Origin of the sequence: Stenotrophomonas sp. SORGH_AS_0321 (genome assembly GCF_031453215.1) — a bacterium.
In the GTDB taxonomy this organism is placed as follows: domain Bacteria; phylum Pseudomonadota; class Gammaproteobacteria; order Xanthomonadales; family Xanthomonadaceae; genus Stenotrophomonas; species Stenotrophomonas chelatiphaga.
Window position 1 is genome coordinate 1,979,409 of sequence record NZ_JAVIZG010000001.1, and the last position, 23,552, is coordinate 2,002,960.

At 62.5% G+C, this 23,552-nt stretch carries 28 protein-coding genes; 13 read left to right on the plus strand and 15 right to left on the minus strand.

The features are described 5' to 3' along the window. Positions 1-11: 11 nt before the first annotated feature. Positions 12-980 carry an IS5 family transposase gene (locus QE373_RS08580; RefSeq protein ID WP_309685493.1) on the plus strand — a complete coding sequence of 323 codons (969 nt, stop codon included), beginning with the start codon at positions 12-14 and terminating at the stop codon, positions 978-980. Between the two features lie 122 nt (positions 981-1,102). Then, positions 1,103-1,297 carry a helix-turn-helix domain-containing protein gene (locus tag QE373_RS08585; protein ID WP_309689665.1) on the plus strand — a complete coding sequence of 65 codons (195 nt, stop codon included), beginning with the start codon at positions 1,103-1,105 and terminating at the stop codon, positions 1,295-1,297. Positions 1,298-1,366: 69 nt separating this feature from the next. On the opposite strand, the gene QE373_RS08590 is transcribed toward QE373_RS08585, so the two are convergent. After that, positions 1,367-2,092 (minus strand): alpha/beta hydrolase, encoded by a 726-nt coding sequence (locus tag QE373_RS08590; protein WP_309685495.1) that lies wholly within the window; start codon positions 2,090-2,092, stop codon positions 1,367-1,369. Positions 2,093-2,361: 269 nt separating this feature from the next. On the opposite strand from QE373_RS08590, the gene QE373_RS08595 reads away from it, so the two are divergent. After that, entirely contained in the window at positions 2,362-2,733 is a 372-nt protein-coding gene (locus QE373_RS08595) for a MerR family transcriptional regulator (protein ID WP_309685497.1), read from the plus strand. Between the two features lie 29 nt (positions 2,734-2,762). On the opposite strand, the gene QE373_RS08600 is transcribed toward QE373_RS08595, so the two are convergent. Further along, entirely contained in the window at positions 2,763-3,890 is a 1,128-nt protein-coding gene (locus QE373_RS08600; RefSeq protein ID WP_309685500.1) for a metallophosphoesterase, read from the minus strand. A gap of 164 nt (positions 3,891-4,054) precedes the next feature. Between QE373_RS08600 and QE373_RS08605 the strand changes: the two genes are divergently transcribed. The 4 genes from QE373_RS08605 to QE373_RS08620 all read left to right on the plus strand — a co-directional run bounded on the left by QE373_RS08605 (position 4,055) and on the right by QE373_RS08620 (position 9,037). After that, on the plus strand, positions 4,055-4,768 hold the full coding sequence (locus QE373_RS08605) for a TetR/AcrR family transcriptional regulator (RefSeq protein WP_309685502.1): 714 nt from the start codon (positions 4,055-4,057) through the stop codon (positions 4,766-4,768). A gap of 49 nt (positions 4,769-4,817) precedes the next feature. Further along, on the plus strand, positions 4,818-5,624 hold the full coding sequence (locus tag QE373_RS08610; protein ID WP_309685504.1) for a restriction endonuclease: 807 nt from the start codon (positions 4,818-4,820) through the stop codon (positions 5,622-5,624). 101 nt (positions 5,625-5,725) lie between these two features. After that, the gene (locus tag QE373_RS08615) at positions 5,726-8,374 is read left to right on the plus strand and encodes an excinuclease ABC subunit UvrA (RefSeq protein ID WP_309685506.1); all 2,649 of its coding nucleotides are present in this window, start codon (positions 5,726-5,728) and stop codon (positions 8,372-8,374) included. Between the two features lie 75 nt (positions 8,375-8,449). After that, the gene (locus tag QE373_RS08620) at positions 8,450-9,037 is read left to right on the plus strand and encodes a hypothetical protein (RefSeq protein ID WP_309685508.1); all 588 of its coding nucleotides are present in this window, start codon (positions 8,450-8,452) and stop codon (positions 9,035-9,037) included. Positions 9,038-9,066: 29 nt separating this feature from the next. Here the strand turns inward: QE373_RS08620 and QE373_RS08625 are convergent, their stop codons facing one another. The 7 genes from QE373_RS08625 to QE373_RS08655 form a co-directional block, all read right to left on the minus strand. Continuing rightward, a complete protein-coding gene (locus tag QE373_RS08625; protein ID WP_309689668.1) occupies positions 9,067-9,747 on the minus strand; it encodes a L,D-transpeptidase in 681 nt (226 codons plus the stop codon). 155 nt (positions 9,748-9,902) lie between these two features. After that, the gene (locus QE373_RS08630) at positions 9,903-10,172 is read right to left on the minus strand and encodes a hypothetical protein (RefSeq protein ID WP_057507193.1); all 270 of its coding nucleotides are present in this window, start codon (positions 10,170-10,172) and stop codon (positions 9,903-9,905) included. 234 nt (positions 10,173-10,406) lie between these two features. Further along, complete coding sequence (locus QE373_RS08635) at positions 10,407-10,952, minus strand: hypothetical protein (protein WP_309685510.1); 546 nt, start codon at positions 10,950-10,952, stop codon at positions 10,407-10,409. Continuing rightward, positions 10,930-11,484, minus strand: a complete 555-nt coding sequence (locus QE373_RS08640; RefSeq protein ID WP_309685512.1) for a hypothetical protein — start codon at positions 11,482-11,484, stop codon at positions 10,930-10,932. Before QE373_RS08640 ends, QE373_RS08635 begins: the two co-directional genes overlap by 23 nt. Positions 11,485-11,655: 171 nt before the next feature. Continuing rightward, the gene (locus tag QE373_RS08645; protein WP_309685514.1) at positions 11,656-13,038 is read right to left on the minus strand and encodes an aldehyde dehydrogenase family protein; all 1,383 of its coding nucleotides are present in this window, start codon (positions 13,036-13,038) and stop codon (positions 11,656-11,658) included. 31 nt (positions 13,039-13,069) lie between these two features. Then, positions 13,070-14,725 (minus strand): acetolactate synthase large subunit, encoded by a 1,656-nt coding sequence (locus QE373_RS08650; protein WP_309685516.1) that lies wholly within the window; start codon positions 14,723-14,725, stop codon positions 13,070-13,072. A 124-nt stretch (positions 14,726-14,849) separates the two neighbouring features. Next, positions 14,850-15,575 (minus strand): hypothetical protein, encoded by a 726-nt coding sequence (locus QE373_RS08655; RefSeq protein ID WP_309685518.1) that lies wholly within the window; start codon positions 15,573-15,575, stop codon positions 14,850-14,852. 427 nt (positions 15,576-16,002) lie between these two features. Here QE373_RS08655 and QE373_RS08660 point away from each other — a divergent pair, with 427 nt between their 5' ends. Together QE373_RS08660 and QE373_RS08665 are read left to right on the plus strand one after the other, a co-directional pair. Beyond that, positions 16,003-16,419, plus strand: coding sequence for a hypothetical protein (locus QE373_RS08660; protein ID WP_057507189.1), 417 nt, complete (start codon positions 16,003-16,005; stop codon positions 16,417-16,419). Continuing rightward, entirely contained in the window at positions 16,416-16,715 is a 300-nt protein-coding gene (locus QE373_RS08665) for a hypothetical protein (protein ID WP_309685520.1), read from the plus strand. Before QE373_RS08660 ends, QE373_RS08665 begins: the two co-directional genes overlap by 4 nt. A gap of 348 nt (positions 16,716-17,063) precedes the next feature. Here QE373_RS08665 and QE373_RS08670 read toward each other — a convergent pair whose 3' ends face one another. Then, the gene (locus QE373_RS08670; RefSeq protein WP_309685522.1) at positions 17,064-17,987 is read right to left on the minus strand and encodes a LysR family transcriptional regulator; all 924 of its coding nucleotides are present in this window, start codon (positions 17,985-17,987) and stop codon (positions 17,064-17,066) included. Positions 17,988-18,117: 130 nt separating this feature from the next. On the opposite strand from QE373_RS08670, the gene QE373_RS08675 reads away from it, so the two are divergent. The 4 genes from QE373_RS08675 to QE373_RS08690 are packed head-to-tail and all read left to right on the plus strand — an operon-like array spanning position 18,118 to position 20,779. Next, positions 18,118-18,900, plus strand: coding sequence for a glucose 1-dehydrogenase (locus tag QE373_RS08675; protein ID WP_309685524.1), 783 nt, complete (start codon positions 18,118-18,120; stop codon positions 18,898-18,900). 56 nt (positions 18,901-18,956) lie between these two features. After that, the gene (locus QE373_RS08680) at positions 18,957-19,364 is read left to right on the plus strand and encodes a nuclear transport factor 2 family protein (protein WP_309685525.1); all 408 of its coding nucleotides are present in this window, start codon (positions 18,957-18,959) and stop codon (positions 19,362-19,364) included. Positions 19,365-19,418: 54 nt separating this feature from the next. Continuing rightward, positions 19,419-20,141, plus strand: a complete 723-nt coding sequence (locus tag QE373_RS08685) for an HAD family phosphatase (protein ID WP_309685527.1) — start codon at positions 19,419-19,421, stop codon at positions 20,139-20,141. A gap of 38 nt (positions 20,142-20,179) precedes the next feature. Beyond that, positions 20,180-20,779, plus strand: a complete 600-nt coding sequence (locus tag QE373_RS08690; RefSeq protein ID WP_309685529.1) for a helix-turn-helix domain-containing protein — start codon at positions 20,180-20,182, stop codon at positions 20,777-20,779. A gap of 3 nt (positions 20,780-20,782) precedes the next feature. On the opposite strand, the gene QE373_RS08695 is transcribed toward QE373_RS08690, so the two are convergent. The 5 genes from QE373_RS08695 to QE373_RS08715 all read right to left on the minus strand — a co-directional run bounded on the left by QE373_RS08695 (position 20,783) and on the right by QE373_RS08715 (position 23,547). Next, positions 20,783-20,992, minus strand: coding sequence for a hypothetical protein (locus QE373_RS08695; RefSeq protein WP_309685531.1), 210 nt, complete (start codon positions 20,990-20,992; stop codon positions 20,783-20,785). Between the two features lie 73 nt (positions 20,993-21,065). After that, a complete protein-coding gene (locus QE373_RS08700) occupies positions 21,066-21,542 on the minus strand; it encodes a nuclear transport factor 2 family protein (protein ID WP_309685533.1) in 477 nt (158 codons plus the stop codon). 63 nt (positions 21,543-21,605) lie between these two features. Further along, a complete protein-coding gene (locus tag QE373_RS08705; protein ID WP_309685535.1) occupies positions 21,606-22,175 on the minus strand; it encodes a TetR family transcriptional regulator in 570 nt (189 codons plus the stop codon). Positions 22,176-22,451: 276 nt separating this feature from the next. Further along, positions 22,452-22,829: an antibiotic biosynthesis monooxygenase family protein gene (locus QE373_RS08710; protein ID WP_309685538.1), complete on the minus strand. Its 378-nt coding sequence runs from the start codon at positions 22,827-22,829 to the stop codon at positions 22,452-22,454. Positions 22,830-22,878: 49 nt separating this feature from the next. After that, positions 22,879-23,547 carry a carboxymuconolactone decarboxylase family protein gene (locus tag QE373_RS08715; RefSeq protein WP_309685541.1) on the minus strand — a complete coding sequence of 223 codons (669 nt, stop codon included), beginning with the start codon at positions 23,545-23,547 and terminating at the stop codon, positions 22,879-22,881. Positions 23,548-23,552 lie beyond the last annotated feature (5 nt).

Below are 23,552 nucleotides of genomic sequence, written 5' to 3' on the forward strand. Positions count from 1 at the left end.
AAGGCCCCCCCATGCAACTGACATTCGGTGATGCCGAAGGCCTGGGCCAGCGCAAGAAGACACGCCGCGAGCTGTTCCTCAACGAGATGGATCAGGTGGTCCCCTGGAAGCGACTGCTGGCGCTGATCGAGCCGCACTACCCGCTGACAGGCCGCCGCGGCCGTCAGCCCTACGCGCTGACGACCATGCTGCGCATCCACTTCCTGCAGCAGTGGTACGCGCTGAGCGACCCGTCGATGGAGGAAGCACTGTACGACACAGCGGTGATGCGCCGATTTGCTGGCATCAACAGCCTGGACCGCATCCCCGATGAGACCACGATCCTCAACTTCCGTCGGTTGCTGGAGACCCACGGGCTGGGCGGCAAGATGCTGGAGGCGGTCAACGCACACCTGCAGCGCCAAGGCCTGAGTCTGCGTGCGGGCACGATCGTGGATGCCACGATCATTCATGCACCGAGCTCCACCAAGAACGCTGACAAGGCGCGTGATCCGCAGATGCACCAGACCAGGAAGGGCAATCAGTGGTACTTCGGCATGAAGGCGCACATCGGCGTGGATGAGTTTTCCGGCCTTGTACACCATGTGGCATGCACCGCTGCGAATGTGGGCGATGTCACGGTCACGCACGAACTTCTGCACGGCAAGGAGGACTGCGTGCTGGGAGATAGTGGCTATACCGGAGCGGATTGTCGGCCAGAGCTTCAGGACTCCAAGCCGACGTTCTTCATCGCCAGGAAACGAGGCAAGGTGAAGGCGATCAAGAACGCGCGCGAGCGTCGGCAGTACGAGCGCTGGGAGAGCTGCAAAGCCAGCATGCGAGCGAAGGTGGAGCACCCCTTCCGGGTCATCAAGCGCCAGTTTGGCTACACCAAGGTGCGCTATCGGGGTCTGGCCAAGAACAGCGCACAGGTGCTGACGCTGTTTGCATTGTCCAATCTGTGGATGACCCGTCGGCAATTTCTGCCGGCCCAGGGATAAATCCGCCTGGAGGTGCCCAACGGCACCTTCAAAACCCCGTTTTCAACAAAATTCGCTGCTCAGGCAAGGCGCGAACGTCGCTCAGCTCATGAATCCAGCGGTGCGGGTGATCTATTCAGATCATCCTTAAGCGCCTCGAGCGGAATGGCCTGGTAACGCGGACCGTACTGCCAACCGCCCCAATTGGCGTTGAGTATGCGATCACCCCTCTTGGTCACTCCCTGAAGCAGCCCTTTGAAGCGCTGTGCAGCTGGGCCTTGAAGAACGGCGGTGAGCTTGAAGCCGCGTGCACGCGATACGACCAAGGCAAGCATTGAACCTGCGTGAGCCTGCAGTCCCCATTGCCGTGTTGGGTCCGAGCGCATCCGGGTCGGTAGCGACCTCGCTTAGTGCCCGGTCGCTGCATCCACAAATGCAGAGAGATCCCGGTTGAAGCGTGTGGACTCCTCGAAGAAGGGCGAATGGCCTGACGTTTCATACAGTTCAACTGCGGTTCGGGGATAAAGTGCCTTGGCCCGCGCTGCGGAGGCGCTTGGCTGAACAAGCGCATCCTGCCCACCGTAGATGAGCAGGAGTGGCTTATGCATCGAACCAAGTCCTTTGGCAGCATCGATTGACATGCCGTGGACGGCGCTCTGCATCTCACTTGATGCCATCGCCGCAGCGGCGACCGTGCGCTGGAACGTTGCGTCGTCAGGCGCCGTGTTGAAACACAGCGCGACGAATTCCTTCTCGCCTTCAAGATGCGATCGCAGGTCCGATGACGCCATGCCGCTGTAAGCGGCGGGTTGAGCGACGAGTTGTTCCGGCTTGAGCTCGATGACCCCGCCTACATACACCGCGCCTGCAATCTGTCCGTCGCCAAACGCTGCCAGGTAATTGGTGGTGACAGCTGCCCCAAGAGACCACCCTACCAGCACCGGCTCATGTGCTCCGGACTCCTTGATGACAGCCGCGAGGTCATCTGCCCAGTGACGGCCCTCGCGGTAAGCGTCCAGCTCCACTGGCTTGTCGGACAGGCCGTGTCCGCGCAGATCAAAGGTAATCAACCGATAGCGCTGCAACTCAGGACTGTTGAGCTGTTTTTCCCAGCTGAGGTGACTACCCAGCAAACCCGTGGACGAAGATGATGGCCTGCCCCTGGGGATTCCCCGCTTCCTGAACGGCGATTTTGACTCCGTCCAGTGACTCAACCGTGTAAGCCCGGTTTGTGCCGTGCGCAAGCAGTGGTGCCAGCAACAGAACGATGCAATAGAGCCAGGCGTATCGAATGGCTGAGACTGGGGAAAAGACCATGGTCAACGAACCTCATAGAGCGGAATGCAGAGGCTAAACGCTGACACTAGTGTTAGAGTCAAGTGGACGTTTCCAGGATTTCTCGATGTCCACGCAACCCAGCAATGACCTGATGAAGATTGGTGAGCTGGCCGAGGCTAGCGGCGTCAGCGTGCGTTCGATCCGCCACTACGATCAGCATGGGATGTTGGCATCTTCCCGATCAGGAAATGGCTATCGCGCGTTTCAAACGGTGGCGGTCAACCAGGTGAAGCAGATACAGCGCCTTATTGCGGCAGGCTTCAGTTTGGAGGAGATCCGTAGCTTCCCGGAATGCATGCTGTTGATCGAAGGGGCCCTGGCGTGCCCAGAGACCAGCGAAACACAGCGCAAGAGGCTGGCGATTCTAGACAAGCAGATCGAGATGCTGGACAGGCAGAGGTCTCGCTTGCGTGCCATGCTCGTAGCGTCTGCGTAAGCGCCTGCGAAGCTGGCGATTCTGTTGGCCTAGATCGTCCGAGGGGCTCTCTTCAGCGTGATGCACGTGAGCTCCGGCGGCCGTCCCAGCCGAAAGGCGAACCCGGGCCAAAGCGCTGTTCCGTTGTTGACGTAGAGCTGCATACCGCCGACGTCGTAATGCCCGGAAACATAGCCTCCGTTGGCGAGTGCGAACAGACGATCCACGCCAGGTGCCAAGCCCCCATGCGTATGTCCGGAAAGCTGCACCGCTACGCCCAAGCCCGCCGCATCGCGCGCCAGCTTGGGCTGATGATCGAGCAACACGACCGGCGCACCGGCGGGTGCGCCTTCCAGGGCCTTGCCTACATCGGGCCCGGGGAACCCGGTTTCCTGCGCTGACAGGTCGGTGACGCCGGCCAGGACAAGCGCGCCCTCCCCTCGCCGCAGCACGAAATGCCGGTTCTCCAGCGCCGTCATGCCCAGCGTCTGGACCTCGCTGAGCCAGCTTGCGTGTTCGAAGAAGAACTCATGGTTGCCGGTGATGAAATAGATCCCGTCGGGGGCGTGCAGTTGCTGCATTGGACTGACGTCGCGCTTGCGATCCGTCAGCGACCCATCGATGAGATCACCGGTGACCACGATCAGGTCGGCGCCGATCGCATTGGCATCGCTGACCACCGCCTGCGTCCAGTGTTGGTCAAACAGGCGGCTGATATGCAGGTCGGTGAGCTGCAGGATGCGATAGCCGGAAAACTCTTCCGGCAGGTCCCTGACCACGATCTCGACGTTCCGAATGGCGGGCACGGCAATCGCGTTCCGCACCCCCAGCGCCGCGATTGCCAGAATCACCAGCCCCAGGCTGCAGGACACCGCGACCGGCACCACGAAGGTGATTCCCGCTGCGAGCCTCACACCGATTCGCACCAGATCGATCAGCAGCTGCATGAAGAACAGCATCAGGATCGAGATGAAGACCCAATTGAACGCAATGACAAGGCTGCGCGGCATCTCGGGCGAGAAGACACTGCCCGAGGACAGCCGGCAGACCAGGTGGTATTGCGAGCCGATGAGGATGAACAACGCAAGCGCAAGCTTTATCGGCAACGCCAGCGGCAAAGGCCACAGGAACCGGGCGATGACATACAGCGCTGGCAGCGAAAAAATGATGTGGAACATTCTGAAGTCCTATGCCCTTGCCTGATCGGGTGCCCGGCCTGCCTGGCGGGGGCGCAGGCCGACGCTCGGCGCTGTCTCGAATGCCCTCATCAGGCCACAGACATACGGAACGTGCAAGTTCCGTAATGTGCCGGTATCGTTACCCGACTTCGGGAGGCAAGGTGATGAACAAGAAAGGCGCGCCATCAGCCGGCACCCCGGTTCAAATTGGCCCGGTCGTAGAAGCCCTCCCGCGCGGGCGCAGGCGTGACCCGGCAGTGGATACCGCGATCCTGGAAGCTGCGATCGCGGTCATTGCCGAGGTGGGCTACGAGCGGATGACCATGGACATGGTGGCGCTGCGGGCCAAGGCCGGGAAGGCGGCTGCCTACCGCCGCTGGAAGTCCAAAGCGCACCTGGTCATCGATGCCGTCGCACACCTCAAGCGCACCCAGGTGGACCTCGATGCCCTGCCCGATACCGGAACGTTGCGTGGTGATCTGCTGGGCCTGTTCAAGCCTGCCAGTGCGCGCGAGGGTGAGCAGAAGATGCGGGTGATGGCCGGATTGGCCTCTGTGCTTTCCCAGCACCCCGAACTAGCAGAAGCGGGAAACGCCGCTATCGTCGATCCGTGGGTGAATGCCAATCTGCGGCTCATGCAACGTGCGCTTGCCCGCGGTGAAGTCCGTGCCGACGCCAATATCGATGTCGCCTCGCAGCTGGTACCGTCGATGGCGGCGTATCGCGCCCTGATCCAGCGCAAGCCGTTCGAGCTGCAGTTCCTGACTCAAGCCATTGATTGCCTGCTGCTGCCTGCGCTTGGCATCGTGCCGGCAGTGCAGCGTGCTCCTACAAAGACTGCAGAAGCCAACACGAAAGTCTCGCCCGCCTCCTCCTGACAACCGTCTTTCCAGCCGCTATCGTGACGCTTGGCACGGAGGCTCCTGCATGGCGCGTAGAGGGAATAAGAGCGGGTTCGAGGTACTGGCCGAGCTGCCTTGGCCAGTAGGCATCGTCGCAGGCGTCGTCGGCTTCATTGCGATCCAACAGGTCGTCCCCTGGTGGCTGACCAGGCAGAACGGTCCACTGGCAGTCGGGCTCGGCGCACAACTGGCGAACATCTTGGCGCCGTTGGCATGGTTGCTTCTGGGGTTGTGCTGGGCGGCTGCGTTGGCCTCCTGCCTGGGCTCCCGTCGCCGCCGACGCCTGCTGGATACCAGGGATTCGCTGGATAGCCTTGCCGCCGGCAGTTGGGCGCAATTCGAGCAGTTGGTGGGTGAAGCATTCCGACGCCACGGCTATACGGTGGAAGAAACCGGATTGGGCGGCCCGGATGGGGGTATCGATCTGATCCTGCGCAAGCAAGGTCAGAAGGTCCTCGTCCAATGCAAGCAGTGGCGGTCACGGCAGATTGGGGTAAGCGTGGTTCGCGAGATGGCAGGGCTGCTGGCGCACCACTGCGCTGATGCGGTCAAGATTGTTTGCATCGGCACGTTCACCCGTGATGCCGAAGCCTTCGCCGCGGGAAAGCCCATCGAGCTGATTAGTGGCGAGGCGTTGCTCGGCATGATCCGGGCAGTGCAGAAGCCAGCTGCGAATCGTGTCGAACCGCAGCTTGAGCCCGCACGTTGCCCCATCCCCAAGGCAGCTGCCTGTAGAAAGTGCGGAAGCCCGCTGGTCCAAAGGACCAATCGCCGAACCGGCGAGCAGTTCCACGGTTGCAGCCAGTTCCCGCGTTGCCGCGGCCCGGCGTAGCGATTGCCGGCAAGCCCTCAATACGTTCACCCCACAGCAGCGAGAATGAGCCATCGGGCGCGCCGTCAGGCGTGCCGCTCACTGCCCGCAGGACCGCCGCCATGCCCCACCCGCCGATCGATCCGTCATCCTCCGCTGCCGTAGCCAGCGGTTGCATCGAAGTCCGCGGCGCGCGCGAGCATAACCTCAAGAATGTCGATGTCTCCATTCCGCGCAATGCACTGGTCGTGTTCTCGGGGGTATCGGGTTCGGGAAAGTCATCACTGGCCTTCGGCACTGTCTTCGCTGAGGCCCAGCGGCGCTACTTCGAGTCCGTAGCGCCCTACGCACGGCGCCTGATCGACCAGGCGGGCGTGCCCGATGTGGATGCCATCGACGGGCTGCCGCCGGCGGTAGCGCTGCAGCAGCAACGCGGGGCCAGCAATGCACGTTCATCGGTAGGCAGTGTGACCACGCTGTCCAGCCTGGTGCGGATGATGTACTCGCGTGCAGGGGCCTACCCGCCCGGCCAGCCCATGCTCTACGCCGAGGACTTCTCACCCAATACCCCGCAGGGCGCCTGCAGCACCTGCCATGGCCTTGGGCATGTCTACGAGGTAACCGAAGCGCTGATGGTTCCGGACCCGTCGCTGACCATCCGCGAACGTGCCATCGCCTCCTGGCCGCCGGCATGGCACGGCCAGAACCTGCGCGACATCCTGGTCACGCTGGGCTACGACATCGACGTGCCGTGGAAGAAGCTGCCGAAGAAGGACAGGGAGTGGATCCTGTTCACCGAGGACGCGCCGAGCGTGCCGGTCTATGCAGGCTTCACTCCGGCCGAAACCCGCGCCGCGCTGAAGCGCAAGCTTGAACCCAGCTACATGGGGACCTTCACCGGCGCCCGCCGCTATGTACTGCACACCTTTGCCACGACCCAGAGTGCGCTGATGCGCAAGCGGGTTTCCCGCTACATGGAAGGCAAGCTGTGCCCTGCCTGTCAGGGCAAGCGCCTGAAACCGGAAGCGCTGTCGGTCACTTTCGCTGGCGTGGACATCGGCGAGTTCATGCGGCTGCCATTGGATCAACTGGCGGAGCTGCTGGAGCCTGTGGCGCAAGGTGATTTCAGCGCACACAGCCGGGGCTCACGCAGCAGCAGCGCGACACGCCGCGACCGCGCCCAGCGGGTGGCAAGCGGGCGCGCCGCCCACGCCGCCGCCCCGGACGTACGCCTGACCTCGGCCCTGTCGGAGGAAAAGCGCATGGCGGCCCAGCGGCTCGCTGGCGGCATCATGGCGCGTGTGTCGCAGCTGCGTTCGCTCGGCGTGGGGTACCTGTCCCTGGATCGCGCGACACCCACGCTTTCGGCCGGCGAACTGCAGCGCCTGCGATTGGGTACCCAGCTGAGCTCGCTGCTTTTCGGCGTGCTGTACGTACTGGATGAGCCATCGGCTGGCCTGCACCCTGCCGACAGCGAGGCGCTGTACGATGCGCTTGGCCAGCTGCGCGACGGGGGAAACTCGGTTTTCGTCGTCGAACACGATCTGGAGCTGATGCGCCGCGCGCAGTGGCTGGTGGACGTCGGCCCGCAGGCGGGCGAGCACGGCGGGCGCGTCCTCTACAGTGGCAAGCCCGATGGCCTGCGCCAGGTGCAGGATTCGCGCACCGCCCAGTATCTTTTCGACCAGGTGCCTGCGCCTGCGAGCCGCACGCGCAACGCCGAAAGCTGGTTGGAACTGAAGGGTGTCCACCGCCACAACCTGCAGGGCGTGGATGCGCAGCTGCCGCTGGGATTGCTGACGGCCGTAACCGGCATTTCAGGGTCGGGCAAGTCCAGCCTGATGGCCCAGGCACTGCCGGAGCTGGTACTGCTGCATCTGGGCCACGAGCCGCCGGACGATGGCGCCGATGTCGCGCCCACCGATGGTCCAACCGTAATCGAAGCAACGCGCGGCCGGCTGGCCGGCGATGTGGTTGCCATCCAGCGGGTCGTCCAGGTGGACCAGAAGCCCATCGGTCGCACGCCGCGGTCCAACTTGGCCACCTACACCGGGCTGTTCGACCATGTGCGCAAGCTGTTCGCCAGCACCCCTGACGCACGCCGACGCCGCTTCGATGCGGGCCGCTTCTCGTTCAACGTGGCCAAGGGCAGATGCCCGACCTGCGAGGGCGAAGGGTTCGTCAGCGTCGAGCTGCTGTTCATGCCGAGCGTCTATGCGCCCTGCCCTGCATGCCACGGCGCGCGCTACAACGAGGCTACGCTGAAGGTGCTGTGGAATGGCCGCAACATTGCCGAAGTCCTGCAGTTGACGGTCGATCAGGCGCACGCGTTCTTCGGCGAGGAGGATGCGATTGCCCGCCCGCTGCAGGTGCTTCGGGATATCGGCTTGGGCTATCTGCGGCTGGGCCAGCCGGCGACGGAGCTTTCAGGCGGTGAGGCGCAACGCATCAAGCTGGCAACCGAGCTGCAGCGCGGCCAGCGCGGTCGCACGCTCTATGTGCTCGATGAGCCCACTACCGGCCTGCATGCATCGGACGCGGACAGGCTGATGCTTCAGCTGCAGCGGTTGGTTGATGCGGGCAACACGGTGGTGATGATCGAGCATGACATGCGCGCAGTCGCGCAGGCCGACTGGGTGATTGACGTGGGGCCTGGCGCAGGTGCGGCGGGCGGCACCATCGTGGCGAAGGGAACGCCGCAGCAGGTGGCTCGCGGCAAGGCAAGCAGGACGGCACCGTTCCTCGCGCGCGAGCTGTCGCGCAGCGGCTGAGCCCGGGCTTGGTCTCAGTGGCCCTTCAGCTGATGCGCTATCCTTGCGCGCCTCATCGCGAGACGCTTGGTGCACATGAAAGAAGTAGATCAGATTGCTGCTGCGAGGCCGTTCGTCGCAGCGCGTTGGGGCCATATGGTGCGCTGGACCGGCGCGGCGATGCTGGCCGTGATCAGCGTGCCCTTGTTTGCCGCCACGCCGCTTCAACTCGCCCATGAGGTCAACACACAAATCGTGACACGGCAGGTCCTCGACGAAGGCCAGGACTTCCTGCGCGCCTTTGGCAGCGGTGAAGGTATTTCGTCGCCGGAAGATCCCCCTGCCTGCAGGCAGGCAATCCAGACCGCCATGGCCGGCTTTCTGTCAGCGGGTGTAAAGCGCCTGGCGGACGGCATCCAGGACCCGGCCGGTCAAGCGGCATTCGATCAGGTGCTCATCCAGTCCTACACTGCCGCCGAGCTCAAGGCCTTCCTTGCCCAGCGCGACGAGGTTGCACTGCCGCAACTGTCGGCCGCAGTTCTGGCCGCACCCAAGGTGCGTGCTGCACATGATGCCCGCATGGAAGTGTTCACCCTTGGTGACCCCGATCCGGCCTCGCCGGAAGGCATGGGCATGCAGCGCGCAAAGGAAACGTGCGACCGTTTGAGGGCAGCAGCAGGCTGAGGCTGAAGGCTTGCCGACCGCCCTGCCCCTTACTTGCGTGCAGAGCGCTCGCTCTTCGCGCCTTCGTCTTTCGCAGCACCGCGACTTTCCGCGAACTCAGGGAACGTCTCCGCTATCGAGGCCTTGTCCGGGAGCACGTAGAACACTCCGCCACGTTCGAACGTAGTACGGACAATCTGCTCATAGAACGTAGGCGAGATGTTGATGCAGCCATGCGTGACCCGGTTGTCATCCGGCGAAGCCGAAGCAAGCCGCTCAGCACGCTTTTCCGCCGGCACGCCCGTGGCGATGGGATGCAACGCAACGCCGGAATCATAATCCACCCACAGCACGCGTCCGGCATCGATCGACGGACCGTAGCCGCCTATGAAGCGACCGGCGGGCGTAGTGCGGTCCCGGCCTGGAATCTCGCGAAGCGCCAGGCCTGCAACGCCGGGGGCGGTGTGATCACCTTTCGCAGAGCCGAACAGTGCCGGGGCTGCGCCGCGGAGCTTGCCTTCGCCGTCGAACACCAGCACCTGTGCAGCAGCCTTGTCCATGACCGCGAACGGGTAGCCTTGGCTGTCCTTGGAAGCAACAACCCAGCCTGCCAGTTCGATCACGGTATCGGACACCGTCTGCCCTGCCGGAAGCTCATCAACCGCGGTTACCGACTGGGCTGCGGAGTTCTTCGCACTCACCGTGCCGACGCTGGCGAAGGCCAGGGCGATGACCAGCGCGCCACACAGGGGGCGGAATCGGGAAGAGGCGTTGTTGCGGATGGGACTGTTCTTTCGAGTCATCTTCTAATGCCCTAAGGAAGCCGGTGGCCTGCGAGGGCCACCGGTCCCTGGTTCAACCATTCACCGTGAGGTGAGCAAGGCGATCAACCGCGCGGCTTGCGGCGGGGCGCCTGTTCGAGCTGCTGCACGCGGCCTTCGATCTGGTCAAGGCGCTGGTTGGCTTGGGTCGCGGACTGGTTCGCCGATTCGGCGCTCTGGGCTGCGCCCTGCACCTTGACGTCGAGCTGGTCGAGGCGCGAATCGATGCGTGCGAAATCGTCTTTGTAGGTAGCGCAGGCGCTGAGGCTGACGCCGGCGATGAGTGCGACACCGAGCGTACGTGCGGTCGTCAGATGCTGTTTGGTAAGGAACATTTCACTGTCTCCGTCGTCTGGGGTGTTCGGACTATAGCGGCGTTTTCGCCAGAGCCATGACCGACGTTCAGTTGATGCCGGGGGAGGTCGAGGCAGCGTGAAGGCGTGCCCTGCCCGCTCAGCTTCTGTGCATCAGGATCATTTTCTCCTGAGGCACGTGCACTAATGCTGTGTGAATTGCCGCCTGCGTCGTCGCACGGGGACAATGCTGCGCCTGCTGCTGCACACCTCTGGTCAATCTCCCACCAAATCGATTCCACCGCTCTCAAAGGCGCGCGAATTGATCAAGCCTTCTATGAACTCAGCGACCTCAATAAAGTCGTGTGCTCTGATCCTATCGGGCGACCAATATTGCCCGTGGGCGATCCAGTGCCGAAGTTTGAACGCGCTGTTGATCCGGTCGTACTCTTGGTGGGACAAAAAGCCTTCTTGTTGCCAACTCTTGATTATATCTTCCATTAATCGGGCTTTGTTTTTCTTCTGATTGAAGAGCTTGATCAACGTCTTGGAAAGGCGGTCCTTTAGTTTCAACCGCTTTCTGCTCGCGTAATCGAGTTTGAAGCACGCCTCCAGAAAGGCCAGGGGCGCCATCATGTCGCGGAGCTCCTGTGTCTTGACAGCCCGTATCCTTCGGCTCTCGACCTCGGCGATTGGAAGGTCCGCGTACTCTTGGTTCAAATTTGAAAAAAACAGTCCGATGGCTTCTCGCGCCATGGCATGATGACTAATGACTTGCCCATAGGTGGGAACGTCCTGATTAGCGATGAGGAGCGCGGCCATTGGCGGCCTCCATGATCGCTGACTGCAAGCTGCTCGTTTCTATGGCCGTATAGCGAATTCTCGGCGGCAGAGTCGAAATTTTCCATATATATGGAGTCAGATCCAGCGGCCCCTGTTTCTTCTCGCGAGGGCGGTCGCCGAAGGCCGTCTCCACGGTAAATATCGGCCGATCAAACTCAGGGAGTACGAGTACGAATCGAACGCTGCCACGAACCCCTACAAGATCCACGCGACCGGGTGAGCCCAGCAATAAAGTCCCAACCGGCATGAAACTAACGCTGCTGCCGCCGAGGTCGATGGTGAGACTCGGCGCTGGATAAACGCCCAGAAGATCTTCCCTGACCTCTGCCATGGACCTTTTTACATCCATGCTTCCATTGTCGATGTACGGACGCAGGATGTCTGTGACCTGACCATAGAGTGCGTCGATCTTCAGCAGCCACTGCGTCTTGCGCTCGGTCAAATTTCCGTGCTTAGTTCGATCGGTCTTCTGGCCAGCAAGGAACTTGTCAAAGTCGGGAGTTCCAGACATCTACGGCTGCCTTGAGTTGGGGTCTGTTGATTTATCTCACGACCGATCTGGCAGAAAAGAGGCAAAAATAACAGGGGCGTTCCCTAAGGCAGCCGGCGCGATGGCCGCCACGCGGCAACGCGCTTTCAGAGCAAGCAGTCCAAGCCGCCCGCTCGTTGTGGCCCTGCCCGCTCAGCTTCTGTGCATCAGGATCATTTTCTCCTGCGACATGTCGCGCATGGTGTACGGAATGCCGCCGGTGCCATACCCGGACTCGCGCCTGCCGGCAAACGGCATCCAGTCCGTACGGAATGCAGTGGCGTCGTTGATCATCACCGCCGAAGCATCCAGCCGGTTCGCCCCACGCAGCGCGATATCGATGTCCTGGGTAAAAATACTGGCCTGGAAGGCGGTGGGCAGCGAGTTGGCCCGGCTGATTGCTTCGTCCAGATCGGCGTAGCGATACACCGCCACCACCGGCCCGAAGACTTCCTGCGTGGTCACCCGTGCGTCGCTGGCCGGATCCAGCAGCACGGTCGGCTGCAGCGTCGTCTCCGATAGCCGCTTGCCGCCCGTGGCGAGCTTAGCTCCGCCTTTCACCGCTTCGTCTATCCATTCGGCTACGCGGTCCGCCTCGCGGGGCTGGATCAGTGGACCCACGTCGGTATCTTTCAGGGTCGGGTCGCCGGTGCGCAGTCGTTCCACACGGGCAACCAGCGCCTCGGTGAAGTCATCGGCAATATCGTTCTGGACGAAGATGCGCTGGGTGGAAACGCATACCTGGCCGGCATGGTAATAGCCACCCTTGACGATGGGTTCGATGATCCTGGACAGGTCCGCGTTGCGGTCGACGATGGCCGGCGCAACCCCGCCGTGTTCCAGTGCCGAACGGGCGCCGTGTGCCAGCTTGCTGTGCAGCGACCACCCTACCCTCGCCGATCCGATGAAGCTCAGGAAGGCAACGCGCTTGTCGGTGGCCAGCGCCTCGGCCAGGTCGTTGCCTTCGGGCATGAAGCTCTGGCACCACGGCTCGGGCAGCCCGGCTTCATGCACCATCGCCACGAAATCCAGGCACGACAGCGGCGTTGCCGACGCCGGTTTGATGATGACCGGGCAACCGACGGCGATGGCCGGAGCGACCTGGTGCACGATCAGGTTGAGCGGGTGGTTGAACGCGGAGATCGCCGCCACGATGCCGATGGGCTCGCGGGTGGTGAACGCCCAGCGCCCTACCGCCGCCGCTGAAAGGCCCATCGGGATCTCGCGGCCGCCAAAGTTGCGTAGTTCATCGGCGGCGTTGTGGACGCCGTCGATGGCACGGGTGGTCTCGATGATGGCATCCGGCAATGGCTTGCCGCCCTCGCGTGCGATCTGCAGCGCAAGGTGCTCACGCTTGGCATCCATCAAGGCGGCCAGCCTGCGCAGGATCGCGATGCGCTCGTGCGGCGGCAGCCAGCCGTCGCGGTCCTTGAACACCCGCTCGGCGGCGCTTAGCTTCTGTTCCAGCGCTGTGGCGGTGTCGAATCCGATTTCCGTGATGGGCGCGCGGTCGAAGGCCTGTACGACGGTCAGCATGTTGGGCTCCTTTTATAGGGTCAGGGCAGGCTCAGGCGCAGCCCACATCCGGCGTGCGGTTGCGCAGTTCATCGACCAGCACGCGGGTGTTTTCGGAATAGTCGATGGGCACGTCCAGCACGTGGACGCCACCGCCGGCGAAGGCGGCCTCGATCATCGGCACCAGCTCCTCCACGGCGCTCACCCGGCTACCCTTCGCGCCGTAGGCCTCAGCGTACTTGACGAAATCGGGATTGCCGAAGCGCATGCCGAAATCCTCGAAACCGTCCACGGCCTGCTTCCAGCGGATCATGCCGTAGGCACTGTCGTTGAGGATCACCACGACCAGGTTCAGTCCCAGCCGCACCGCGGTTTCCAGCTCCTGCGAGTTCATCATGAACCCGCCATCGCCGCACACCGCCAGGACCCGCCGCTGCGGGTACAGCATCGCGGCCATCATCGCCGACGGCAGCCCGGCGCCCATGGTGGCCAGCGCATTGTCCAGCAGCAGCGTGTTGGCCACATGCGTGCGGTAGTTGCGGGCAAACCATATCTTGTACATGCCGTTGTCGAGGCAGACGATGCCATCGTCCGGCACGGCCTGGCGCACGTCGTGCACGATCCGTTGCGGGGTGATCGGGAAACGGTCTTCGTCGGCACGATCATTGAGCCGGGCAAGGATCTTCTGCCGCAGTTCGGTCATGCCTTCGTCGGCAGGCAGGCGGCCTTCCAGCCGCTCGGCCAGGGCATCCACCGAAGCGCCGATGTCGCCCAGCACTTCGATATCCGGGTGGTAGACCTGTTCGACCGTGGCCGACTGGAAACTGATATGGATGACCTTCGGCCCGCCGCTGCTCTTCATCAGGAACGGCGGCTTTTCGATCGTGTCATGGCCGATGGCGATGATCAGGTCGGCGCGCGCCACCGCTTCGTGGACATAATCCCCTTCGGACAGCGCCGCCGTGCCCATATAGAGGTTGGAGCCACCGGTGACGGCGCCTTTGCCCATCTGGGTGTTGAAGAATGGCAGCCGCGTGCGCGCCACGAATGCGGACAGCGCCTCGGTCAGCCATGGCCGGCTTCCGGCCGCGCCGATCATCACCAGCGGGCGCTTGGCCGCCAGGATGGCCGCTTCTGCCCGATCCAGCGCGGCGGGCGCTGCAATGGGCCGCTCCAGTGCATGGATGGGGATGACCGGAACATCCTCGACTTCCTCGCCGGCGATATCTTCCGGCAGCTCCAGATGGACCGGGCCGGGCCGCTCTTCCATTGCCACACGGAAGGCATCACGCACCATGGCGGGTATCGAGGCCGGGCTGACAATCTGGCGCGTCATTTTCGTGAGCGGTTTCATCGACGCCACGATATCCACGATCTGGAAGCGCGCCTGCTTGGCACTCATCACCGCCTTCTGGCCGGTGACGAGGATCATTGGCCACGCGCCCAGGTGGGCATACGCCGCGCCGGTGGAGAAGTTTAGTGCGCCCGGTCCCAACGTAGCCAGGCATACGCCGGGCCTGCCGGTGAGCCGGCCGTGGGTGGCGGCCATGAAGGCGGCTGCCTGCTCATGGCGGGTCAGGACGAGTTCAATCTTCGAGTTCCGGAGTGACTCCAGGAAGTCGAGATTCTCTTCGCCCGGCACGCCGAAAATGCGATCTACGCCTTCGTTTTCCAGCGCCTTGACCAGTAGATCCGAGCCCTTCTGCATAGCGTCGATCCTTGCGGTGAGGATGCGACCACTATACGCCCGGGGGTATTACGGCGAGTCCGGAAATGAAAGGCTGGGCGTGGAACGCTGTGTCGGTGTTACACGCCGGTGCGGTGGCTGAGGATCAGTGACTCGGTGGCTGATCGGCCAGCGACGCCTCGAGCAGATTCACATAGGTCTCGAGCCTGGTACGAATGCCTACGAGAACCCAGCCAAGGGCATACAGCAGCACCATCACGAAGATCAGAATGGCAGCCGCCGGATTGACGTCGAAGGCACCGGCCCAGTCTCCCCATTGCCAGCCACGAAGCTGTAGGTAGAGAGCGACCAGCACGGGGAAGAAGCCAAGCTTCTGCAGCCCGCCGTACACCAGGCCCATCCGGTCGGTCATTGAGTGACGCAGGCTGTTTGCAAAGCGAAGCCGCTGCTCGCGGTCATGGCGCGGGAATGTCCTGAGCTGATCGACCAGATACGCCCAGTACGCGAAATCACCATCCATCTCGGCCGCATGGGTCAGCCGAGGTTTGAGGTACTGCCGACCTTCTCTCTTGAGCATCAGCACGAAGGACAGCAGGAAGCCGGTGACCTCGATCAGCAGACACGCCATGAGAATCAGTATCTGAGAGCCTGCGGGAAACAGGCTGCCCGGCAAAGCGGCAGTAAGCAGCCCCAGTCCGGTGGCCACCACGCCCACCCAGGTGCCGCCTTTTTCCAGGCGCGAGGGCTTCGGATAGATGCTCTGGGCTGCGTAGCCCTGCACCTGCTCGAACAACCAGGAAAAGGTCAGCTCACCTGTGACGGGCTTCGTGACGGCGTCGGCGCCATTGCACTCACTTACCTGCACATCCATTGCGGGGTTCCTCGGTCTGTCTGTCGGCGGCACGAGCTGGCTACGTGCGCGGGCTCTCTGTCGTTTGATAGTAGCGTGACGCCATGTCTGACGGGGCGATCTCTCATGGCTACCGCCCCGTCGCAACCGCCAACTTCGCAACTATCCTCATGGACGCATCCCCCACCCCATCGCAAGCTGGACGTGCTGAAGCCGAAGAGCAACAGCCGGGATTGGCATCCCGTTTGGTAACAAAGCGATTGGCTCTGTTTTGCCCATTTGGGCACGGCGGAGAATGCACAGCATTGCCCGTAGGTTCCATGGCGGGCGATGTGTGGGGATCCCAATCCGCCGGATTTTTGCTTTGTAACCACCGGTATGCCAACCCGCATCGCCCGCCACCTTGCGCGTCTGCGCAGGTGGCCCCAAGCCATGCGAAGGACGACCGATGGAAACCAACTACCCCCTCAGCGCCAAGCGCCTGTACGCCCTGATCGGCGACCGGATCAGCGAGTTCCCGCCCTACTTCATCGAACGGCTTGAGCATCGGCTCGAAGAGACCGAACAGTTGCGCGCGCGCAGTGAGCACACCGTCAACCTGCGGCTGGTACCCGACGTCGGCAGCGATGCGCCGCTGCTCGGCCCGGACAGCCATGCCGAACTAAAGCGTCACGGTAAGGTCGGCGTACCGATCCGAACCCTGCAGGCGCTGGGATCGGTCCTGGAGATCCTGCACGCGGTACACGTGGCCAAGCCCGAAGGGCACCCGGAAGCCCAGATCACCGGGCAGATGGTGGAAGGCCTGATCGTCTGCGGGCGTGAGATGGTCAAATCGTCGATGGCAGAAATGTGGGGCGAGCCATGAGCGAAGACGCCTTCACTGGAACGGCGGTCAACAGCCCAGAAGCTCGCGCCGCACAGCGTGCGGAGTTCCTGGATGCGCGCCTGCGCAAGGACGGCTGCGATGAGCCCACGTTCTCGCGGGCCTTGCTGCTGGTAGCGGAACTGGATGGGCTGGATGATGTCGCCAAGGCCTGCGGCGTGGGCACCGACTTCATGCGAAGGCAATTGAATGGCACGCGCCCGCTGCACTTGGAGTCGGTGCTGCAGGTGACGCGCGCGCTTGGTGTGCAGCTCCGGGTGGAGGCGAAATCCCGCTAGGGGTATCAACGGCAGAGCGCAGCGCTGCGCCCTGCCGCTGCGCTGGTGCAGCTGGCCGGCCTTTAGGAACCGCCCGCTCGGTTGCAGCCGGCTCCGATGCGGTTGAAGCCATCGACGCTGAAGCGAAGCAGCCTGGTGACCAGGCGCAGGCTTACAGGGAACTCTCCTGCTCACTGAACATTGATCAGGCAACGAAGGGCCGGCGTTCCTCCATGGTGCGCAGCAGGCGACTCGCCTGCGCCGACCGTGGTGCCGGCTACTGATGTCCGCTTCCGGCCAAAGGCAGACCTCCGACGACCTTATTGCGGCTCTCTCGTTCCCTTGGCCGACGGCTGGCGCTCGCGTGCGTCAGTGCCTGGCTGCTGGGTTTGTTCGTTCGAGCCGGGCGTAGATCTCGCTCACCCACTCTACAAAGACGCGAACCTTGGTGCTGAGCTGCCGGCTCGGTGCATAGGCGATGAAGACGTCCAGCGGAGCAGGCCGCCATTCCTGGAGGACAGCGACCAGCTCGCCCCGATCGATTGCCGGTCGCACCATGAAATCCAGCGTATAAATGAGCCCGAGACCGGCTAATCCCGTTGACAGGTGGGCGTTGCTTTCATTGACCATCACCGCACAGTTGGGCGCGATCTCCATCGGCATCCCGTCGCTGAGAAAATGGAGCGGAGGTGCCTTGCCACTGTGCGCGGAAAAGTACCCGACTACTGGAAACCGGGACTGAAGCAACTCTTCAGGGTGAGCAGGCACGCCGTAGCGTGAGATGTACGCCGGACTAGCGCAGGTCGTCCATTCAAGACTCCCGATCCTCCGGGAGATCAATGCACCGTCGTCTGATGTGCTGCGGATGGCACAGTCTATGTTTTCGCCGATGACATCCGACGTCCGATCGGTAACGCCCAGGTGCAGCTGTATGTCCGGATACAGGGCGCGGAACTCGGGCAATGCCGGGATCAACACACCACTGGCAGTCGAGCCGCCAGTATCCACGCGCAACCGGCCCTTGGGGCTGCCCTGGGCGCGCCCCAGGTTGGCCTCCACGTCATCCAGCTCCGTCAACAGGTGCCGGATGCGTTCGTAGTATGCAGCCCCGTCGTTGGTGACGCTGACGCGGCGAGTGCTGCGCTCGAGCAGCTTGACCCCAAGATGCCTCTCCAGCGCGCTGATCGACTTGCTCAACGTGGCATTAGGCATCTGGAGTGATTCAGCCGCGCGATTGAAGCCGCCCGTCTCCACGACGCGAGCGAAGGCGCGTATTGCCTGCATGTGGTCCATCAGGGGCTCCCGGTAACGAGTGATTATTTACTGGTGGAAATAAAGAATCAATGATTTCTGCGTTTATCAGGCAAATGCAACCTAATAGACTTGCGCCATCGCGGCAGCAGCCGTTCAAGAAGACAACGTCATGCACATTCACGATTTGGTCAACGTCCACACCGGGAAACACACAGGTAAGGTCGCTTTGGTCACCGGTGGCAGTTCGGGCATCGGCCTGGCCGCCGCCAAGCGCCTTGCGCTCGAGGGCGCGCTGGTGGTCATCAGCGGGCGGCGCCAGCACGAGCTGGACCGCGCCGCAGCCGATATCGGGCATGGCGCGCTTGCAGTGCGCGGTGACATCTCCATCGCCGCTGACCTGGACGCCATCATGGATGCCATCCGGACAGCATACGGTCGGTTGGACCTTCTTATTGCCAACGCAGGCGGAGGCGAGTTCACCCCTATCGACTCAATCACCGAGGCAGGGTTCGACAAGTACTTTGGCATTAATGTCAAAGGCACGCTGTTTACGGTGCAGAAGGCACTACCGCTCATGACCGCTGGCAGTGCCATCGTCGTTACGGGTTCTATTGCGGCTAATCAGGGCGTCCCCGCGTTCGGTGTATATGCGGCGTCGAAGGCCGCGCTGCGCTCCTTCGTGAGGACGTGGGCCTCCGAGCTGAAGGGGCGGGACATTCGAGTGAATCTGGTTGCGCCCGGCGTTGTGGTTACCCCGGCCTACAAATCCGAGCTCGGCATGAGCGACGAGGACATCAACGCCTACCTTGCCGACATAGAGCAGAAGGCCCCATTAGGCCGTGCGGGCAGCCCGGATGAGATTGCGAAGGCAATGTCGTTCCTGGCGTCGCCGGATGCGTCCTACATCACCGGCGTAGAGCTGACGGTTGACGGCGGCCTGACCCAGATCTGACACGGCAATGTAGGACGCCCCGCGGTTCGCCCTTCCAGCCCACTGAGATAGACGAAATGACCATGCAGGACAATCTGAAAATTGCGCACCGTTTCCTGGAGAAGCTGGGTTCCGGGGCAGCGCCCGAGGAGATCGCGTCACTGTTCAGCGCGAACCTGGAATGGCACATTCCGGGCGACAGCGGCGCCCTCCCTTGGATTGGTCGAAAATCCGGACGAGGCGCGGTGGAGAACTTCGTGCGTGAGTCGAGTACGTTGATGGAGCGCATCCGACTGGATGTGCATGATGTCCTGGCCAGCGATGACCGGGCCGTCATCGTGGGTGAGCTGGTTACGCTCATCACCGCCACGGGAAAGGTGATCGAGTCGCCTTTTGTGATCGTGCTGACCATCGCAGGGGGCGAGATCTCCAACTTCCTGATGCTTGAGAACAGCCTTGCCGTGGCCGAGGCTACTCGTCCCTGATCCCGGTTTTCGCGTAACCGTGAGGTTGCATTCCGTAAGTGCAGGAACTGATTGATGTCAGCGTTTCCCTTCGATGCCGTGCTGTTCGACTGCGATGGCGTATTGGTTGATTCCGAGCCTGTGACCGCCCGCGTGTTGTCAGAGATGCTGAGCGAGCAAGGCTGGCTCCTGACGCCAGAGCAGGCGGCCCAGCGTTTCATCGGGAAGGCGATCGCTGGTCAAGGGGCCGTGATTGAGGCCCACACGGGAAGACCCTTCACCACGCTCTGGCTGGATGAGTTCCGTCGCCGACGTAACGCCTTACTGGAGCGTGATCTGGTGGAAGTCCACGGCGCCAAGGTCGCCGTGGCGTCCATCTCTGCCGCCACGGGCGGTCAGGTTGCCTGTGCCTCCGGGGCAGACCTGCAGAAGGTGAATCTGCAACTGCAAAAGGTTGGACTTGCAGAGTCATTCGCCAACAACATCTTCAGCGGGCAGAACGTGCCTCGCAACAAGCCCTACCCCGATGTGTACTTCGCGGCAGCGGCGGCGTTGGGGGCGTCGCCCGGTCGCTGCGCTGTCATAGAGGACACCGAGACCGGAACGATGGCCGGCGCCGCGGCGGGTGCAGTCGTGTTCGGCTACAGCGCGGTCGGCGTCTACGGAAGTACGTCAGAAAGCCTCCTTAGAGCAGGGGCGCACGTTGTCTTCCATCGCATGGAAGACCTTTTTGGCATTCTGAAGGGCTATCAGCGTAACCAGGGCAGCAGGAATCCGGGCCCGCCAGGCCCGCAGTAGGGGCTGGACATCAGCCTTGGAAGTGGCCTGCCCGCAGTGTGTCCGCTTCCGGCCAGAAGCGGACATTTCCAGGCCACCTCGCCTACAAAAGCATTCCCCCTGAGGCTGCAGACGAGGCTCCCCATCCTGCGCCGTTCAGTGTGGTTGCACTGGATTGGTCGGTACTGAACTGTCTGCAGCGTCTACTGGCACTGGCCCTCGATACGCCAGACGCCCAGCGGCTGCTGTGGCCCGGCCTGCAGCACGAGCTGCTGTTTCGCCTGTTGCAGGGTGAGGCACGGCCGGCGCTGCTGGCGATGGCCCAGCCCTCCCCCTTGGCACGCCGCATGGTCAGCGCCATTGGGCACCTGCAACGCAGCTTCAGGCAACCACTTGATGCAGCGGCGCTGGCCAGCCGTGCAGGCATGGGCAGCGCATTGTTCTATCGGCATTTCCGTGCGGCAACGGGTCTGTCACCGCTGCAGTACCAGAAGCAGCTGCGCTTGATCGAGGCACGCCGCCTGCTGCAGCGGGGCGACACCAGCATCTCCGCCACCGCGTTCGCCGTGGGCTACGAGAGTCCTTCCCAGTTCAGCCGCGAGTTCAGCCGGCTGTTCGGCCACGCACCGCGCGAGGCTCTCCCGCCTACCGCTCGGTGAACATCAGCCTTGTTCGGCCAATTGGCGCTTCAGCATCGCGATCCCGGCATCCAGCGTGACAACCGGCCGATAGCCCAGTTCGCTACGGGCACGGCTGGCGTCCAGTGTCACCTCCACAGCAGAGGACGCAAATTCCTGGCGAGTCATCGGCGCACGCAGTGGCAAGCTCAGCCTGGGGAACAGGTCGTCCGATCCGATGAACACGCGCAGCAACGCGCGGGGAACCTGTTTGTCTGGCGGCTGGGCGCCCAGCGCCCGCAGGCATTCCCCACGTTGGCTCCGCAACTTACATGCCCAGGTCGGACAGCCCCGGGTGATCATCCGGGCGGCGCCCCAGTGGCCAGTGGAACTTACGTTCGCTATCCTTGATGGGCATGTCGTTGATGCACGAGAAGCGGCGCTCCATCAGACCATCCGCACCGAATTCCCAGTTCTCGTTTCCGTAAGAGCGGAACCAGTTTCCAGGGTCGTCGCGCCATTCATAGGCGTAGCGCACGGCGATGCGGTTTCCGGTGAATGCCCACAACTCCTTGATCAGGCGATACTCAAGCTCTTTCTTCCACTTTCGGGCAAGGAACTGCCGGGCTTCCTCGCGGCCGTTGGTGAACTCGGCGCGGTTTCGCCACTGGGTGTCGAGCGAATAGGCAAGCGCCACCTTGTCGGCATCGCGGGAATTCCAGCCATCTTCTGCCAAGCGAACTTTCTGGATCGCCGATTCGAGAGTGAACGGGGGAAAGGGGGGACGGGGTGCTTCTGCGGACACGGTGGGGCCTCCAATGGAGATGGATGAACGGGGTACTGCGGCGGGATTTCGGTTACTGCGGCGTCAGCGCGTGGCGTGCTTCAACAACAACTGCGCAACATCCCTTGCGGTGTCTGCGGCGTCGTAGTCACCCATCACGCGCGATACGGTGATGGCGCCTTCCATCAGAACCAGCAGCTGCTGCGCCAGCACTGCCGGCTGCGCGATGTTCAGTTGCCCGGTGAGTTCCAGCGTGTAATCGAGCAGTTTCTGCTTGTGGTGCTTGGCGATCCTGCGGATCGGGTCATGGGAATCGCCGACCTCGCCTGCCGTGTTGATGAAGGCACAGCCGCGATAGCCCTCGGAGTTGAACCAACCTTTGAGCACCGTGAACATGCCCAGGATGCGCGCTTCCGGGCTGCCGGCCTTGTCGCATTCCTGCCTGAACCAATTGAGCCAGCGCACGTCCCGCGCGCTCAACGCGGCTGCGGCAACCTGGTCCTTGTTTTCAAAGTGTCGGTAAATGCTCTTGCGCGCAACACCTGAGGTCTTCACCAGCAGATCCATGCCGGTGGCATGTATTCCGTTCTGGTAAATCAGAGCCTCCGCCGTGTCCATGATCTTCAGTCGGGTGTCGGTCGTTGTCTTACCCATGGCTCCAAGGTAGAACGATCGTTCTACTTTGTCAACTGGCGCGTGCACATCAACTCGGCGGCACAGTTACCGTGCGCGTAGCGCCCGGCCGGGTTGAGCAATATCTGCCTCGGATTGCATGCACACGCCCGCTTCCGCTTCCGGCCAGAAGCGGGCTCCGAATACTGTCAGCACATCTGTGAATGCAGAGCTGACGGGCCGACGCACCGTCGGCGGAATTCCGTAAACGCAAGAGAGTCCTTGGGATATCACATGTCCGTCCAGCCAGGCTCACTGCTACTTGATCTTCAGCTCCGGCAGGAGAGGTTCAACATCAACCAGCTCCAGGGACTTGACCATGTGCAGCGTCCCGTTCTTGTACTTGAGGAAGTGCGGACTCTTCACATGCTGCTCGTAGGCCTCACGACTCGCATAGATTTCAAGGATCGTCAGCCGAGTCGGATCCTCCTTGTCAAAAACCGCATACAACGACAGCACGCCCGGCTCAAGCGCCATTGAGGCGCGAACTTCTTCCGCCAACGCATCTCGATAGGCGGGCAGATGGTCCACGTCAACCGTGATCTTTGAAAGTCGTGTCATCTGTGTCTCCCCCGCTCCAACACTGAAGGAGCACGCCAACATACTGAACAACGTGGCGATGATGATCTTGTTCACTTCATCCACCCAGGTGCGCATGACAATAAAGAACTATTTCGCGTGCGCATCATTTTTTCCCCACTTCCAGCTGACGGTGAATGCCGACCCGAACACGTTCCGCAGCCTCCACGCCGACGTGCACTTCGAGCACATCAGCCAGCTGGTACAGATGCTCTGGGCGCAGCCCAATGTTCATGCTCATGCCTATGTGGGACTGCAATTGAGGCTCCACCCCGGACATCGCTGCCAGCATGCTGACCGTGGCCAACTCACGGCTCTGCCAATCCAGGTTGTCGCGCTCGAAGATGTCGCCAAACAGGTGCGTACGCAGATAATCGTTTGCCTGCGGTGCGAAATCGAATAATGGCCCTGAGACCGGGCCGCCAGCCAGCCTGGTCTGGTTCGCGGTGCCTGCAGCGAGCAACGCATCGCCCTTGGGGATCGGCCTGGCAGGCTCGCGGCCGGCTTCATCCTGGATGCCGGTCTTCCTGCGCGCCTCCGCCACCTTCATCAGTTCGGTCAACGCGTTCAGGCTGCGCGGAAAGCCCGCATAGGCGTAGACCTGGACGAGGATTTCTCGCGCTTCGGCCAGACTCAGCCCCGCGTCCAAGCCTTGATTCAGCGCCTCCCGAAGGCTATCCATGTTGCCGGCAGCTGCGGAGGCGCTGATCGGAATGATGGCTTGCTGGCGCGAGTCCAGTTCGATGGTAAAACCCCCGTCTGAGTAGACGTTCATAGCTT